The sequence below is a fragment of the Bradyrhizobium sp. Ken51 genome (genome assembly GCF_055807435.1).
The window spans coordinates 494,887-509,288 of sequence record NZ_JBVVPB010000001.1; the positions used below are offsets into that span (position 1 = coordinate 494,887).

At 63.6% G+C, this 14,402-nt stretch carries 15 protein-coding genes; 2 read left to right on the top strand and 13 right to left on the bottom strand.

Annotation, left to right across the window (positions count from 1 at the left end):
* The 11 genes from paaD to AC0L27_RS02205 all read right to left on the bottom strand — a co-directional run bounded on the left by paaD (window position 1) and on the right by AC0L27_RS02205 (window position 8,750).
* Window positions 1-504 carry a 1,2-phenylacetyl-CoA epoxidase subunit PaaD gene (gene paaD, locus AC0L27_RS02155; protein WP_354056486.1) on the bottom strand — a complete coding sequence of 168 codons (504 nt, stop codon included), beginning with the start codon at window positions 502-504 and terminating at the stop codon, window positions 1-3.
* Window positions 498-1,274 carry a 1,2-phenylacetyl-CoA epoxidase subunit PaaC gene (gene paaC, locus AC0L27_RS02160; RefSeq protein ID WP_354207091.1) on the bottom strand — a complete coding sequence of 259 codons (777 nt, stop codon included), beginning with the start codon at window positions 1,272-1,274 and terminating at the stop codon, window positions 498-500. Before paaC ends, paaD begins: the two co-directional genes overlap by 7 nt.
* Window positions 1,274-1,561, bottom strand: a complete 288-nt coding sequence (gene paaB, locus AC0L27_RS02165; protein WP_473317887.1) for a 1,2-phenylacetyl-CoA epoxidase subunit PaaB — start codon at window positions 1,559-1,561, stop codon at window positions 1,274-1,276. Before paaB ends, paaC begins: the two co-directional genes overlap by 1 nt.
* Before the next feature lie 10 nt (window positions 1,562-1,571).
* Window positions 1,572-2,564, bottom strand: a complete 993-nt coding sequence (gene paaA, locus AC0L27_RS02170) for a 1,2-phenylacetyl-CoA epoxidase subunit PaaA (protein WP_354207095.1) — start codon at window positions 2,562-2,564, stop codon at window positions 1,572-1,574.
* Window positions 2,565-2,640: 76 nt separating this feature from the next.
* Window positions 2,641-3,507, bottom strand: a complete 867-nt coding sequence (gene paaX / locus AC0L27_RS02175; protein WP_354207097.1) for a phenylacetic acid degradation operon negative regulatory protein PaaX — start codon at window positions 3,505-3,507, stop codon at window positions 2,641-2,643.
* 104 nt (window positions 3,508-3,611) lie between these two features.
* On the bottom strand, window positions 3,612-4,382 hold the full coding sequence (locus tag AC0L27_RS02180; RefSeq protein WP_354207099.1) for an alpha/beta fold hydrolase: 771 nt from the start codon (window positions 4,380-4,382) through the stop codon (window positions 3,612-3,614).
* A 201-nt stretch (window positions 4,383-4,583) separates the two neighbouring features.
* Window positions 4,584-5,870: a DUF445 domain-containing protein gene (locus tag AC0L27_RS02185; RefSeq protein ID WP_354207101.1), complete on the bottom strand. Its 1,287-nt coding sequence runs from the start codon at window positions 5,868-5,870 to the stop codon at window positions 4,584-4,586.
* Between the two features lie 168 nt (window positions 5,871-6,038).
* Window positions 6,039-6,494 (bottom strand): phasin, encoded by a 456-nt coding sequence (locus AC0L27_RS02190; RefSeq protein WP_354207103.1) that lies wholly within the window; start codon window positions 6,492-6,494, stop codon window positions 6,039-6,041.
* A gap of 203 nt (window positions 6,495-6,697) precedes the next feature.
* A complete protein-coding gene (locus tag AC0L27_RS02195) occupies window positions 6,698-7,291 on the bottom strand; it encodes a GNAT family N-acetyltransferase (RefSeq protein WP_007593821.1) in 594 nt (197 codons plus the stop codon).
* The gene (locus AC0L27_RS02200; protein ID WP_354207105.1) at window positions 7,288-8,370 is read right to left on the bottom strand and encodes a PHA/PHB synthase family protein; all 1,083 of its coding nucleotides are present in this window, start codon (window positions 8,368-8,370) and stop codon (window positions 7,288-7,290) included. The genes AC0L27_RS02195 and AC0L27_RS02200 overlap by 4 nt, the downstream gene beginning before the upstream one ends.
* The gene (locus tag AC0L27_RS02205) at window positions 8,367-8,750 is read right to left on the bottom strand and encodes a hypothetical protein (RefSeq protein ID WP_275170503.1); all 384 of its coding nucleotides are present in this window, start codon (window positions 8,748-8,750) and stop codon (window positions 8,367-8,369) included. Before AC0L27_RS02205 ends, AC0L27_RS02200 begins: the two co-directional genes overlap by 4 nt.
* 171 nt (window positions 8,751-8,921) lie before the next feature.
* Here AC0L27_RS02205 and AC0L27_RS02210 point away from each other — a divergent pair, with 171 nt between their 5' ends.
* Both AC0L27_RS02210 and AC0L27_RS02215 read left to right on the top strand, forming a co-directional pair.
* Window positions 8,922-9,836, top strand: coding sequence for an alpha/beta fold hydrolase (locus AC0L27_RS02210; RefSeq protein WP_354207107.1), 915 nt, complete (start codon window positions 8,922-8,924; stop codon window positions 9,834-9,836).
* A gap of 129 nt (window positions 9,837-9,965) precedes the next feature.
* Window positions 9,966-10,430, top strand: a complete 465-nt coding sequence (locus AC0L27_RS02215; protein ID WP_354207109.1) for a nuclear transport factor 2 family protein — start codon at window positions 9,966-9,968, stop codon at window positions 10,428-10,430.
* A 29-nt stretch (window positions 10,431-10,459) separates the two neighbouring features.
* On the opposite strand, the gene AC0L27_RS02220 is transcribed toward AC0L27_RS02215, so the two are convergent.
* Both AC0L27_RS02220 and AC0L27_RS02225 read right to left on the bottom strand, forming a co-directional pair.
* Window positions 10,460-11,134, bottom strand: coding sequence for a spermidine synthase (locus tag AC0L27_RS02220; protein WP_354207111.1), 675 nt, complete (start codon window positions 11,132-11,134; stop codon window positions 10,460-10,462).
* Window positions 11,135-11,165: 31 nt separating this feature from the next.
* On the bottom strand, window positions 11,166-14,399 hold the full coding sequence (locus tag AC0L27_RS02225) for a bifunctional cytochrome P450/NADPH--P450 reductase (protein WP_473317888.1): 3,234 nt from the start codon (window positions 14,397-14,399) through the stop codon (window positions 11,166-11,168).
* Between the last annotated feature and the right edge of the window lie 3 nt (window positions 14,400-14,402).

The window sequence follows — 14,402 nt, forward strand, 5'->3', positions numbered from 1 at the left end:
TCAATGACACTTAAAATAATCGAAGGGTTCGCGGCAGGTCCTGCAGCGCCAGAGAGCCTTGCACGAGGTGGAGCCGAATTCGGACAACAACTCGGTATTCGCCGAGCCGCATTGCGGGCACGTAACAGCCTGCTCGCCGAACAGCGCGCGGCGTGAATTCGAAGCCTGCGGCGGCGCAATGCCGTAGGCGTGAAGCTTGCGGCGGCCCTCTTCGCTCATCCAGTCGGTGGTCCAGGCCGGCGACAGCACGGTGCGGACCTTTGGCGTGCGGAAACCTGCGCGCTCCAGCGCGACCTCGATTTCCAACGCGATCATGTTCATGGCCGGGCAGCCCGAATAGGTCGGGGTGATCGCGACCTCGACGTGATCGCCGTCGAGCACGACATCACGGAGCACGCCGAGATCGGCGATGGTCAAAACCGGGATTTCGGGATCGACCACGCTCGCCGCGGCATCCCAGGCCCGTTGGCGCAGTTCGCTATGGGGCTCCAGCACCGTCACCATGTCTGCCCCGGGAAAGTGCGCTGCATCGACTGCAGCTCGGACAGAAGATGGCCAAGATGCTCGCTGTGCCGCCCGGAACGACCGCCTTGCTGCATCCAGCCGGTCTGCGGCAACTCGAGCGTGGCTTCACTGACGACACCCGAGAGCGTCGTCAGCCAGCGACCGCGCAAGCTTCCGGGATCGACGGCGATATCGGCATGGATCAGGGGGCGCTCGCCTCCATCGACGGCAAACATCTCACCGGTGAAGGCCCAGAGATGATCGATCGCGGCCTGCGCGCGGGCGTGGCTCTCATCCGTACCATCGCCGAGCCGGATGATCCACTCCGAGGCATGGCGAAGGTGATAGGCGCTCTCCTTCTCCGACTTGGCGGCAATCGCAGCGAGCGTCGTATCGCGCGAGATCATCATGGCGCGCCAGTAGAGATCGGCGAAGGCGGAATAGAAGAACTGCCGCACCAGCGTCTGGGCAAAGTCGCCATTGGGCTGCTCGACCAGCAGCAGATTGCGGTACTGCCTGACGTCGCGCAGGTACGCGAACCTGTCCTCGTTGTTGTCCTTGCCTTCGGCTTTGGCTGCGTAGGTGTAGAGTTCGCGGGCTTGGCCGATGAGGTCGAGCGCGATGTTGGAGAGCGCCATGTCCTCTTCCAGCATTGGCGCATGTCCGCACCATTCCGACAGCCTGTGTCCAAGGATCAGTGCGTCGTCGGCGCGGCGCAATGCGTAGAGCACCAGCGGCGTCTCTGAGACCTGGATGTTCGCGGCGGGCATCACATGTGCCCCACTTCGTCTGGCACTTCGTAAAACGTCGGATGCCGGTAGATCTTCGATTCCGCCGGCTCGAACATCATGCCCTTGTCCGCGGGATCGCTTGCGGTGATCGCCGTCGACTGCACGACCCAGATCGAAAGACCCTCGCCGCGACGGGTGTAGATATCGCGGGCGGCCTGCAAGGCCATCGTGGCGTCGCTCGCATGCAGCGAGCCGACATGCTTGTGCGCGAGCCCGTTGCGGCTGCGAATGAAGACTTCCCACAGCGGCGTGTTCGGCGTGACCATCGCGATCTCCCTACTCTGCCGCTTGTGCAGTTCGACGCTGCGCGCGCTTTGCGGCATAGGCCTCGGCCGCCTCGCGTACCCAGGCGCCTTCGTCATGCGCTTTGCGGCGCGCAGCCATCCGGTCACGGTTGCACGGGCCGTTGCCGGCGAGCACCTGCTTGAACTCGGTCCAGTCGATCTCGCTGTAACGCCAGTGCCCGTCCGCATCCTGAATCATGCCGGGATCGGGAATGGTGAGGCCGAGATATTGCGCCTGCGGCACGGTGGCATCGACGAATTTCTGGCGCAGCTCGTCATTGGAGAAGCGCTTGATCTTCCATTTCGTCGAGGTGTCGCTGTGCTGGCTGGTGGCATCGGGCGGTCCGAACATCATCAGCACCGGCCACCACCACCTGTCCAAGGCATCCTGCGCCATCGCCTTCTGCTCGTCCGAGCCGCGGCACAGCGTCAGCATGATCTCATAGCCCTGGCGCTGGTGGAACGACTCCTCCTTGCAGACGCGGATCATCGCGCGCGCGTAGGGACCGTAGGAGCAGCGACACAGCGGGATCTGGTTCATGATCGCGGCGCCGTCGACCAGCCAGCCAACGGTGCCGATGTCGGCCCAGGTCAGCGTCGGGTAGTTGAAGATCGAGGAATATTTTGCCTTGCCCGCGAGCATGGCGTCGACCAGCTCTTCGCGCGAAGTGCCGAGCGTCTCGGCCGCGGCATAGAGATAAAGGCCGTGGCCGCACTCGTCCTGCACCTTGGCGAGCAGCGCGGCCTTGCGACGCAAGGACGGCGCACGCGTGATCCAGTTGCCTTCGGGCAGCATGCCGACGATTTCGGAATGAGCGTGCTGGGAAATCTGGCGGGTCAGCGTCTTGCGATAGGCCGCCGGCATCCAGTCGTTCGGCTCGATGCGCTCTTCGGCATCGATGCGCGCCTGGAAATGCGCAGCTTTGGCCGCGTCCTCAAGACCGCGATCATCGGTCTCGGTCGTGTTCAGCGCCTGGATATACATGCGCGTCCTCCCATTTTATTGAGAGAGAATATATAACAAGAATTATCTCATGCAAGATATTTCTGTAACATAATGATCAAGCCGCGAATCGCCTTTCCAGCAGCTTCCGCGCCGGCAGCAATGGCCCCTTCTCATTCGTTCCATGGCCATCAAGCCATTGTTCCGATGGAGCAAGCAGGGCGCGATAGATGTCGCCGCACAGCGCGCGGGCGGCCTTACCCGGCCAGTTCGCCGGAAGCAGGCTTTCGGGCAGCAGCGGATCGCGCAGCACCACGCGGCGGTAATGGTGGATCAGGAGGATGCGCGCCGTGAAGGCGTCGGCCTCGGACAGCTCCGTGCCGCGCGCGATCGCGGTGCGCAGCGGCTCGAAGGTCTTCATGAACTTGAGGTAGGCGTCGGCGGTGCGATCCAGCGGCCAGCTCGCACTGAGTAGCCGGCGACCGCTGTCATCCTCGGCCGAGACTTCCAGGCGGATGGCCCCCGCGGCCTCGTCCGGCACTGGCACGCCTGACGGGGCGACCCACACGCCCGGCAGCGGGCTGCCGAAGCCGGCATTGCGCAGCGCCTCGCGCGAGGCGTCGCGATCCTCGCCATTGCCGATCAGCAGCAGCTCGAAGCGGCCGGTCCAGTCGGACGGCGGCGGATCGTAGATATGGCGCGTCGCGGCCTCGAAGATCTGGCGGCCCTTGTCGGCTAAGCGGTAGAAACTATTGCGGCCGACCTTTTCGCGCGTCAGCCAGCCATCGGCGGCAAGCCGCGACATCGCGGTACGTACCACGCCGCTGTCGATGTCCAGGCTCTCGAAGAATTTCAGCAGCGTGCCGAGCCATACCGAACCGCCACGCGGCACGATGGCATCGCCGAACACGGTGATGACGATAGAGCCGGTGCGCGACGGCTCGCGCTTGAGCTGCTCGATGATGCGGGACAACGGATGCGCCATGCGCGAGGCATAGCGCGTTTGGTGCGGGCGCGACAATGGACGGGTGCGACGGTCTTCTCCCTCGCCCCGTTCTTACGAGGAGAGGGTCGGGGTGAAGAAAAGCCCTACCGATGAGGATCGGGATAGACCACGCTGCGCCAGCCGCTGCGGTCGAAGGGCCGCCACTGGCCTTCCTTCTGCGCGAGGCGGTCGGCGACGGCATAGACCGCAGCCGGGTGATGGCCCATGCCGCAATGGCTGCTCTCGATCTCGATGCTCTCGGTCTGCGCGCCCGACTTCTCCATGCAGCCCTGCCAGGCGCAGACACCGTCGGTGCGGCTGAAGATCGCCGTGGTCGGCACCGGCGGCGGGAAGGCGAGGTCGCCGCCGAACTGCGGATCGACCTCGTCGGACTTCCGCCCGCTCGCCCATTCATAGACGCGCCAGGCATTGGTCGAATGCGGATTGCCGGCGAAGGGGCTGCCGAGCGTGATCACCTGGCGCACGCGGTCGGGCATCATCTTGGCGAGCTGGCGCGCGTAGAGACCGCCGAGGCTCCAGCCGACCAGGCTGACCTTGCGGCCGTGCCCGTCGCTGAGCTCCTGAACCAGATCCACCATCGCGTTCTGCACACCCTCGCGCAGGCCATAGTTGCGGCCCTGGCGCCAGCCGCTCACCGCATAGCCCTTGCCGGACAGAAAGGTGCGCAGTGCACGCGTGGACCCGTCGGAGGCCACGAGGCCCGGCAGAACCAGCACCGGATGCCCATCGCCGCGCCGCGCAAGGCTGAGCAGCGGCAGCGCGCCGAGGAATGCGCCGAACTCGTGGATCGCGCGCCCTTCCAGGAACATCAGGGTGCGGGACGGCGAGCTCAGCGTCTGGGCAGTAGCGGTCATCAATGGTCCCCTTGGGAGATTGCTGAAAAGGCCACCGGGTTGTGTGCCGGCAAATGGGTATGGGATTCCAACACGCCGGCTTCTTGATCGTTCCGCAACGCAACATGAATCAGCTAGGCAGCGGGTTCCCGACATTCAAGCGGGTGAAACCCGAGGCCACAATAGGCCGGCGCGTTAATGCTGGCGTCCGTGACGCAAAAGTCACAACAATCGAAGCAGGAATTCTACGGAGTAAAGCGCAAGACCCGCGAGCCCGCCGATCAGCGAGCCGTTGAAGCGGATGTACTGCAGGTCGCGGCCAATGTTGATTTCGATCAGCGAAATCAGCTGCGCCATATCCCACGATTTGACCTGGTCGGAGATGAAGGTCGAAACGCCGCTCTTCTGATCCGCGACGAAACTGCGCAGCACCGCGACCAGACCCTTGTTGATCTCGCCGCGCAGCTCGGCATCGCCGGCAAGCGCTTCGCCCGCCGCAACACACATGCCGGCGAGATGATGCTGCAGCACCTGCGTCTCGCCGCTTGCACTACGTTCGATGAAGGACCGCGTGTTGGCCCAGACGGTGCGGGCGAGATCGGCAAGCTCGGGACGCGCGAGCAGATCGCGCTTCAAGCCGTCGATGCGGTCAATATAGGCCTGGTCGGTGCCGAGCCGGTCGACGAAGCTCAGCACCATGCGATCGAACTCGCCGCGGAAAGGATGTTTGGGATCGCTGCGCACTTCATTGAAGAAAGCGGTGGCGGAGGCCACGATCTTGTTCACCAGGAACTTGTCGGCGCGATAGAGCCTGAGCAAGGTCGGCAATTCCGCGCGCACCTTCTCGCGGATCATCGCCATCGTCTCGGTCTGGTTTAGCGTCTCGTGCATCACGCGCAGGAGATCGTCGAACAGGATCTGGTGCCGCCCTTCCGCGACGAAACCGCGCAACGTGCCGGCCGCGAGCGGCGCGAGGTCGATGGCCTGGAGCTGCGAGGACATGCGGCGGACGATAAAGGTCATCAGACCGGAGCTCTCGGTGGCGGAGACAGCCTCCGGCAGCAGGCGCAGCGCAAAGCGCGCGAGGTCATCGCTGCGCTTGCGATCGCGCAGCCAGTCGGCGACGAAGGAGCCGAAATCGATCTCCTTCAGCTTGGCCTCGACGGGAGCAGCCTCGAGGAAATGCACCTGGATGAATTCGCCGAGCTTGTCGGCGATACGGGCCTGGTTGCTCTGGATGATCGCGGTGTGCGGGATCGGCAGGCCGAGTGGACGCTTGAACAGCGCCACCACCGCATACCAGTCAGCGAGACCGCCGATGGTCGCGGCTTCCGCGAAGGCCGCGATGAATCCGAACACGGGATGCACGGGCAGCAGCCATTTCGCGACGACGAACAGAACAAGCGTCGAGCCCAGCACCAGCGTCGCCAGCGCTTTCACGCGGCGAAGCTCGGCTGCACGTTCGGCGTCGCCTGGGGTGTCGAAGGAGAAAGTTGCGGGTGGAGTCATGATTCACCAAGGTTACGTCATTCCGGGACGGTCCGCAGGACCGGACCCGGAATCTCGAGATTCCGGGTTCGCCCTTTGGGCGCCCCGGAATGACGACCGATGATGACGCGGCGCAAAAACAAGGCCCGCCGAAGCGGGCCTCAAATTCAGTTTCTCGTCTCAGGCAGATCAGGCGGTCTTGTTGTAGACCTTGGCGAAATTGTCCTGAGCGGACTTCGCACTGTTGGCGGCGAGCTTGCCGAAATAGTCGGTGGTCGCCTTGGCGCGCGAGACGAACGCTTCGCCGCGGGCGCGGAGCAGGCCGGACTGGATCTCGACGGCTTCGCTGAACGACTTGGCGGACGCGAGCTTGTCGATGCCCGCGAAGAACGCCTCGGCGTCCTCGTAGATCGCCTGCTGGATGTTGCGGCTGATCTTGCCGGCTTCGGTAACCGACTCGGTCACCGCGTTTTCGACGGCGGCGGTCACGCGCTCGGAGCCAGCGAACACCTCGGCAGTACGATCCTTGGCGGTGTTGGCGGACTTCTTGACGAACTCGCGGGCGGCCTCGGGAACTTCCAGGTTCTGGATGTTCTTGAACGCGTCCTTGAAGCCTTCGAAAGCGGTATTGGTTTCGGTGGTCATTGGGGTCTCTCCATCCTCATTGAGTTGAGCTATGGCTCACCCCGTCCGGTTTTGGCCCGGGGCACGGCTTATATGGCATAGTTAATTGTGCGATGCAATATTCATATTGCAGTGCGATATCACGAAACCGTGAATAGCCTTAATGAGAGGCAATCTGGCGCCTCCCTGACCATCCGGGTTCCCGGACACCCGTCCGGCGGTTCTCAGTGCTGGACGGCACCCGGCAGCCCATAGGCCTCCATCTGGGCCTGGACCTGCGCGATGTTATGACCGAGCACGACGATGTCGTGGGTCTTGCCATCGACGTCCCGGACGTGGTCGCGCAGCAGCGCCTCGGCCTTGAAGCCGAGGCTCTCGAACAGCGTGATCGCCGCCTGCTGATCGACCGTCATCTGGACCGAGAGCTTCTCGAGGCCGGCGCCGAGCGCGAGTGCGAAGGTCTCCTGTGAAAGCGTCCGTCCCACCCCCTTTCCGCGCACGTCGAGCGAAACCACCATCCGGATCTCGCCGACATGGGGCGACCAGGAGTGCGGATCGCGCACCAGCGTGCCGCAGCCGACGACCGTGCCGCCCCTGACCGCGAGCAGGCTCGTGATCGCGCCGCGCTCGATCTCCTTGACCCATGCGGAGAGCACCTTCGGCTCACTGATATTGCGCGGCAGGAATAACAGGTCGTGGGTCGGCAGGCCCTTGCCGAAGGCGAGCACCGCGGCTTCGTCCGCCGGCGACATCAGGCGGATCTCGATATCGCCCGCGTCCGTCTTGACGTGACGCGGATAGGAACGCTGCTCACTCATGTCGATCTCTTCCCCAGCCAGGAATCCAGTTTCGGCCATAGCCGCTTCACCGCATTGGCGCCGGCGACGAGCGAGACGTGACCGCCCTTCAGCATCACCTCCTCCTTTTCCTGCGATCCGATCTTGGCGATCAGGTGCTTTGCCGCCTCATACGGCACGATGTGGTCGTGTTCGGCGACCGCATGCAGGAACGGCACCTTGATGTCCTCGAGCTTCGCAGCACGGCCGCCGACCGACATGGTGTCGTTGAACAGCTTGTTGTCCCACATCAGGTCCTTGGTGATGGTGCGGAAATATTCGCCGGCCAGCGGCAGCGTGTCGGTCGCCCAGCGGTCGAACATCCGGTAGGATTTGACGAACTCGTCGTTCCAGATGTTTTCCCAGAGCTGAATCTGGCTGACGGTGCGCGAGGCCGGGCGCAGCATCTCGAACGACGACAGGATCATCTCGGGCGGCACGTTGCCGACGCTGTCGACGAGGCGATCGACGTCGAAATAGCGACGGTCGGAGAAGTTCGAGAACAGCTTCATCTCGCGAAAGTCGATCGGCGTGGTGAAGCAGATCAGATTCTTCATGGGCCCGTCTCTGTGGATCGAGCCGTAGAGCAGCGACAGCACGCCGCCGAAGCAATAGCCGATGACGGAGACGTCCTGTTCGCCGGAATCCTGCTGCACGCGGCGGATGCAGTCCGGGATGAAGTCGAGGACATAGTCCTCCATGCGGAGGCTCTTCTCCTCCGGCCGTGGCGCGCTCCAGTCGAGCATGTAGACGTCGTAGCCGCGCTTCAAGAGGAACTCGATGAAGCTCTGGCCGGGCACGAGGTCGAGAATGTAACCGCGATTGGTGGTCGCCATCACGATCAAGATCGGAATTCGATAGATCTCGTCGGACATCGGCCGATAATGGTAGAGGCTCATCGTGCCGCGCGAATGCAGCACGTCCTTAGGCGTCGAGCCCAGCGTGGGACCGGACGTCGAGAAATATTCGACGCCCTTGATGCTGCGCTGGATGGCGCGCTGCACCTCGGACTGGATGCGCTCCGGGATCCCTGCGAAATCTAATCCGGCGGGTGCATTCATGCCTGCTCTCCGCCTTCAGATGGCGGCCGCTTGGTGCGCGGCGGGCGCAATGCGGTGTCGGGGCCCTGAGAAATGCCGGAACTTGCCGCCATCTGGCTCAGCATCGATTTGATCTCACCGATCTGTCCTTCGATGGATTGTAACCGTTCCGCAAGGCCGGTGACCTGGTCCCGACTCGGCAGATTCATGGAGACCAGATATTTCTCCATGAGCTCGCCGAGCTGCTTCTGAGCACCTGCAGCAACGCCGCCGGCCCGGTTCACGGCTTGCGAAAACTCGGGCGACGACATGGCCTGGTTGGCGAAGGAGTTGAACCCCTTTTCCATCTCGCCAACCATCTTTTGCCACACGGCAATGGGGTCGTTGCTCTTGTCGGTCATCGGCGTCCTCCTGAAATCGAGAGCTTCGATGCCCTTCCCTTTTTCGCCATACCACACCGTTGCGCGGTGCCGGTCAACCGGCAAGCAGCGGGTTCGGTGTCGCGAACGCGGCTTCATTGCGAGGGGAAACCGTGCGATACAGCATCAATCAAAAGCCGAGGGAACGCACCCGTGAATGCCTATCAGCCGCCGCAAACCGTCCGCGCCAACGGCATCGACATCTGTTATGAGATTTTCGGCAACGACAATGCCGAGCCGCTGCTGCTGATCATGGGGTTGGGCGCCCAGATGATCCACTGGGATGATGCGTTCTGCGAGCAGCTCGCCGCGCACGGCTTTCGCGTCATCCGGTTCGACAATCGCGACATCGGCAAGTCGAGCCATCTCACAGGCGGCAAGCGTCTGACGCCGCTCGAGCTGTTGAAGCTCCGCTTCCTCAGGATTCCCGTGGCCGCAACCTACAAGCTGATCGACATGGCGAAAGACACTGTCGGGCTGATGGATGCGCTCGGCATCAAGTCGGCGCATCTGGTCGGGGCGTCCATGGGCGGCATGATCGCGCAGGAAGTGACGCTGTCGTTTCCCGAGCGCGTGCGCTCGCTGACCTCGATCATGTCGACGACGGGCAATCCGCGCATACCGCCGCCGACACGTGAGGCCGCCGCGATATTGATGGCGCCGCCGCCGCGCAGCAAGGAGGAGTTCATCGTCCGCTACGGCCAGACCTGGAACGTGTTGCGGGCCGGGTCCTTTCCGGAGGAAGAGGCGCTCGATCCCGGTCGGGCCGAGCGCGTGTTCGCGCGCGGGCTCAATCCGGCCGGCGTCGGCCGGCAGCTCCGCGCGGTGCTCGCCTCAGGCAGCCGCAAGGAGCGACTGCATGGCGTCAAGACGCCGACACTCGTCATCCATGGCACCGTCGATCCGCTGGTCCGTCCCGAGGGCGGCAGGGATACGGCAGAGTCAATTCCGGGCGCCAAGCTGCTGATGATCGACGGCATGGGCCATGCGCTGCCGATGCGCTTCTGGCCGGAGATCATCGGCGCCATCGCCAAGCATGCAAATGGAGCGGCAGCGCAGGCGGCCTAGACCGGCGCACAAGGTCTCCTCGCGGTGACCATGTGAGCTGCCGGTTACTCTCTTAACGCGAGCCGGTGCGAAAGCTATACAGGTCTTCCTTCAACGGGCAGGAAGAGGCTGCAGCCTCTCGGAGTTCACATGCATCACATCGTCCGGTCAGCCGCGACCGTCGCTGCTTCAGTCATCACGCTGTCCCTCGCCAGCGGCGCCGCGATGGCGGGTAGCGCGCAAGAAGAAGCCAACCGCAAAACTGTCCTTGCCTTCTACGAAAAGGGGCTCAACCAAAAGGATGCCGATGCAGCCCTCGCCTATGTCGGCGACCGTTATGTCCAGCACAATCCAAACGCGGCCGATGGTCCGGACGGTTTCCGAAAGTTCATCGGCTTCCTCCGCGAGAAATTCCCGAACTCACACAGCGAGATCAAGCGCAGCTTCGTGGATGGCGACTACGTCATCCTGCACGTTCACGCGGTTCGCGAGCCCGGCAGCAGGGGCAACGCGATCCTCGACATCTTCAAGCTGGAGAACGGCAAAGTCGTCGAACACTGGGACGTCGTTCAGGCCATCCCCGAAACTCCCGCGAACAACAACACGATGTTCTGACGGATTGAACCGGCTGCTGCACGGACGGCCTAGCTCTTCCTGGCCATCCAGATCACGTGACGCGCGCCACCGCCTCTTCCGGTGGCGCGAATGTTGACTTCGTTGACGTCGAAGCCAGCACTCCCGAGCCGCTTGGTGAAGGCCGGGTTGGGTCCCGAGGACCAGACCGCGAGCACGCCTCCCGGCCGCAGCGCCGTCTTCGCAGCCTTCAATCCGCTCGCATTGTAGAGCGCATCATTGCCCTTCCGGGTCAGCCCTTCCGGTCCGTTGTCGACGTCGAGGAGAATGGCGTCGAAGGCCGACCGCTGCGTGCGGATGATTTCGCCGACGTCGGTTTCCTGGATGCTCACCCTGACATCATCAAGGCTGTCGCCGAACACCTGCGCCATCGGGCCCCGCGCCCAGGCGACCACCGCCGGCACGAGCTCGCAGACCACGATCTTCGCCTTGCTTCCGAGCACGGTCAGCGCCGCACGCAGCGTAAAACCCATGCCCAGGCCGCCGATGAGGACGACAGGTTTTGCGACCGCCTCGATCTGCTTCGCTGCGAGCGTGGCGAGCGCAGCCTCCGAGCCCGACAGGCGGTTGTTCATCAGCTCGTTGGTGCCGAGCTTGATGGAAAACTCCTTGCCTCGCCGCATCAGGCGAAGCTCTTCATCGGAGCCGGGGATTTTGGCGGTATCGATCTTTTCCCAGGGAATCATGCAAGAGCTTTAGCATGTCCCGGCCGCCGGCCTACCCTCCCGCCCACACGTCCAGCACATACCGGTTCTTCGCGCCCATCTCCTCGATCCAGCGGGCAGCCGTGGCGGCATCGCTGCCGCTCTTCTCGCGATGGATCGCGACCAGCGCCGCCTTCACGTCGGGCTCCATCTTGCTGCCGTCGCCACAGACATAGACGATCGCGCCCCGCTCGATCAGCGGCCAGACCTTGTCCTTGTGCGCGGTGAGGACGTGCTGCACATAGGTCTTCGGGCCCTCCGCGCGCGAGAATGCCGTGAACAGCTCGGTGATGCCGCTCGCCGCCAGCGCCTTCAGCTCGTCCACGTAGAGAAAATCCTGGTCGGGATGCCGGCAGCCGAAAAACAGCATGGCCGGACCGAGCGCGGCGCCCTTCGCCTTGCGCGCGGCGCGCTCCTGGAGGAAGCCGCGGAACGGCGCCACTCCCGTGCCCGGGCCGATCATGACGATCGGCACGGATGGATCGTCCGGGAGCCGGAAGCCGGCCTTGGTCTCACGCACGGTTGCGTGGATCACGTCCCCCGCGCGCCGATTGGCGAGATAGTTCGAGCAGATACCCTTGTAGGTGCCGCGGCCGGAGGCGGCCGGTCCTTCAACCACGCTGACCGTCACGCTGCAACGAACCGGCTCGACCGACGGCGAAGACGAGATCGAATAATAACGCGGCGCCAGCAGCGAGAGCATTTCCAGATAGACGTGGAACGGCAATTCGCAGGCCGGATATTCGAGCAGCAGATCGAACACCGATTTCCGCCTGGCCAGAATCTCGCTGCGATAGCGCTCGAGTGTTTCAGGCTCCTCGCCAAGGAAGGCCAGCAGCTTCGGCTTGGTCACCGGGCAGCGGGTGTGCTCGGCCATGATCTGGATCTGCTTCCGCGTCGCCACTTGCTGGAGCTCGACGAACTCGCTGAGCAGGCGGCCGACCGATACGGCATCGCCCACGGGCAATTGCGCGCGGCGGCCTTCGGCGACCTGAAGCCTAATCTGGTCGGCCGGCAGGAAGCCGAAGCGACGGGCAACCGAATCCACCAGCGTCGGATCGTTGCGCGGAACCACGCTCAGATGATCACCGACGCGATAAGTGACATCGGACGGCAGCTGCACCTCGATGTGGCGTGTCGAACGCTCGGACGGATTGGAACCGGCCTTGTTCTGAAGCTCGTCATTGACCAGCACCTTCATTGCCACCGCCCCGCCCTGGGCAACGATGGTGTTGACGGCGGTTACCGCGACCGGCTCGATCGCGTAAAGCGGATCGTCCTCCGCGGTACGGGTGAAATTCCAGTCGATTCCGAATTCCTTGGTCGCGACCTGGGCGGCCGCCGGGAACCATTTCTGAAACTGGCCGTCGAGATCGCTGCGCGCATCGCCCTCGCCGCGCGGATAGACCGCGCGCGCACCGTGCGCCGATAACAGTTCATCGATGAAGCGCGGCACCGATTGATACGTCGCGGCCCAGTCGCTGTTGCCGCAACCGAACACAGCGTAGCGCACGTTGGCGAACGTATCCTTCGGCAGCTCGTCGCCGAGCCATTTGACAAATTGCGTCGCGTTGTCAGGCGGCGCGCCGTTATAGGAGGCGCAGATGATCAGCACGCCGCCCTCCCGCGGCAGCTTGCCGACGTAATCGTCGAGCGGCCCCAGATGCACGGCAAAGCCGTTGATTTCGGCAAGATCGGCCATCCGCGTCGCCAGCTCCTCGGCGGTGCCGAGATTGGAACCGTAAAGCACCAGCAATGGCGTATTGTGGCCGGGACGCGCGGCGGGCTGGCGCGGCGCCTTCGGCGCCGACGACACCGCTACAGGTCCGCCATAGGCACCGCGCTCGCGATCGGCGCGCGGACGGACCTTGATCTTGAAGCCTTCCGGCTTCATCGTCAGCGTTTCCTTCAGATGCATCTGGTAACGCTGGTGGTCGATCAGCTTGAAGCGCTGGAGGATCATGCCGAGTGCGAGCGCAGCCTCGTGCATGGCGAAGCCGCGGCCGATGCAGGCGCGCTGGCCGTTGCCGAACGGCTTCCAGGCATTGATCGGCCGTTTGGCTTCCGCCTCCCGGCTGAAATTCTCCGGATCGAACGCGTCCGGGTTCGGACCCCAGACCGAGGGATCGCGATGCAGCGCGGTCACCAGGATGGTGGTGAACGTGCCCTTCCTGAGTTTGTACTTGCCGCCGCCGATGGTCTCATCGTTCAGCGGCGAGATGCCATAGGCCGGCGCCGGCGGCCATAGCCGCAGCGCCTCCTTCAAGATCTGCGTGATGTAGGTGAGCTGCGTGACCTGTTGATAGGTCGGACGCACGTCGACATTGGGACCGAGGACGCGATCGACCTCGTCATAGGCTTTCTTGAGAATGTCGGGGTGCTTGAGCAGCGCATAGAGCGTGCAGGACAACAGGCCGCTGGTGGTCTCGTGGCCGGCGATCAGGAACGTATTGATCTGATAGCGGATGTTGACGTCGTCGAGCTGCTCGCCGGTCGAGCGATCGACGCCCGTCATCATCGCCGCAAGCATATCCTTCTTGTCGTCGGTCGCGTCGCCTCCCTTGCGGCGCTCCGCAATGATCTCGTCGACCATCTTGTTCATGAAGTCGACGTCTTCAGCCATGGTCTTGCGCCGCTTCTGCATCCAGAGCTGCTCGAACGGCAAGCCGCGCGTCATCATGATGGTTTCGAGCGAGCGCACCAGCGACTCGACGAAAGGATGGTAGTCGCGCCGGTAGAACGAATTGAAGCGGTAGTCGAAGCCGCACAGTCCGATTGTATCCAGCGTCAGCGCCGTCATGTCGTGGACGACGTCGATCTCGTCGTCGGCGTTGAGCCGTTCCCATTTGCCGACGAGTTGCTCGGCGATGTCGACCATGCTCGGGTGATAGGACTGCATGGCGCGGTTGCCGAAGGGCTGGAGCAGGATGTTGTGCGCCTTGCTCCAGTTTGGCTCCCTGGTATCCGCCGTGAACAGGCCGTCGCCGCCGACCGCGCGCACCCGCCGCAGCGCGCCGCGCACCGTCTTGTCGAAACGCTTCTCGTCCGACAACTCGTCGACGAGGTCGTGGCCTGAGACGACCACGATCGGCGAACCCATCATGTCGAGCCAGAAGATCGGTCCCAGCTCCTTGGCGAGCCGGGTCAGATGCTGCACCGGTGCGGCCGAATCCAGCGACAGCATGTTGCCGACCACCGGCTTGGTCGGCGGCTGCGGGATCGGATCCAGTCGATTCTTGGATGACATCGA

Excerpts from the sequence above, each read along its gene's own strand:
- paaC (WP_354207091.1), bottom strand. The coding sequence starts at position 1,274 with ATGCCCGCCGCGAACATCCAGGTCTCAGAGACGCCGCTGGTGCTCTAC.
- AC0L27_RS02215 (WP_354207109.1), top strand. The coding sequence starts at position 9,966 with ATGCATCACATCGTCCGGTCAGCCGCGACCGTCGCTGCTTCAGTCATC.
- AC0L27_RS02205 (WP_275170503.1), bottom strand. The coding sequence starts at position 8,750 with ATGACCGACAAGAGCAACGACCCCATTGCCGTGTGGCAAAAGATGGTT.
- AC0L27_RS02220 (WP_354207111.1), bottom strand. The coding sequence starts at position 11,134 with ATGATTCCCTGGGAAAAGATCGATACCGCCAAAATCCCCGGCTCCGAT.
- paaB (WP_473317887.1), bottom strand. The coding sequence starts at position 1,561 with ATGGTCACGCCGAACACGCCGCTGTGGGAAGTCTTCATTCGCAGCCGC.
- AC0L27_RS02225 (WP_473317888.1), bottom strand. The coding sequence starts at position 14,399 with ATGTCATCCAAGAATCGACTGGATCCGATCCCGCAGCCGCCGACCAAG.
- AC0L27_RS02180 (WP_354207099.1), bottom strand. The coding sequence starts at position 4,382 with ATGACCGCTACTGCCCAGACGCTGAGCTCGCCGTCCCGCACCCTGATG.
- AC0L27_RS02200 (WP_354207105.1), bottom strand. The coding sequence starts at position 8,370 with ATGAATGCACCCGCCGGATTAGATTTCGCAGGGATCCCGGAGCGCATC.
- AC0L27_RS02195 (WP_007593821.1), bottom strand. The coding sequence starts at position 7,291 with ATGAGTGAGCAGCGTTCCTATCCGCGTCACGTCAAGACGGACGCGGGC.
- AC0L27_RS02185 (WP_354207101.1), bottom strand. The coding sequence starts at position 5,870 with ATGACTCCACCCGCAACTTTCTCCTTCGACACCCCAGGCGACGCCGAA.
- paaX (WP_354207097.1), bottom strand. The coding sequence starts at position 3,507 with ATGGCGCATCCGTTGTCCCGCATCATCGAGCAGCTCAAGCGCGAGCCG.
- paaD (WP_354056486.1), bottom strand. The coding sequence starts at position 504 with ATGGTGACGGTGCTGGAGCCCCATAGCGAACTGCGCCAACGGGCCTGG.
- paaA (WP_354207095.1), bottom strand. The coding sequence starts at position 2,564 with ATGTATATCCAGGCGCTGAACACGACCGAGACCGATGATCGCGGTCTT.
- AC0L27_RS02190 (WP_354207103.1), bottom strand. The coding sequence starts at position 6,494 with ATGACCACCGAAACCAATACCGCTTTCGAAGGCTTCAAGGACGCGTTC.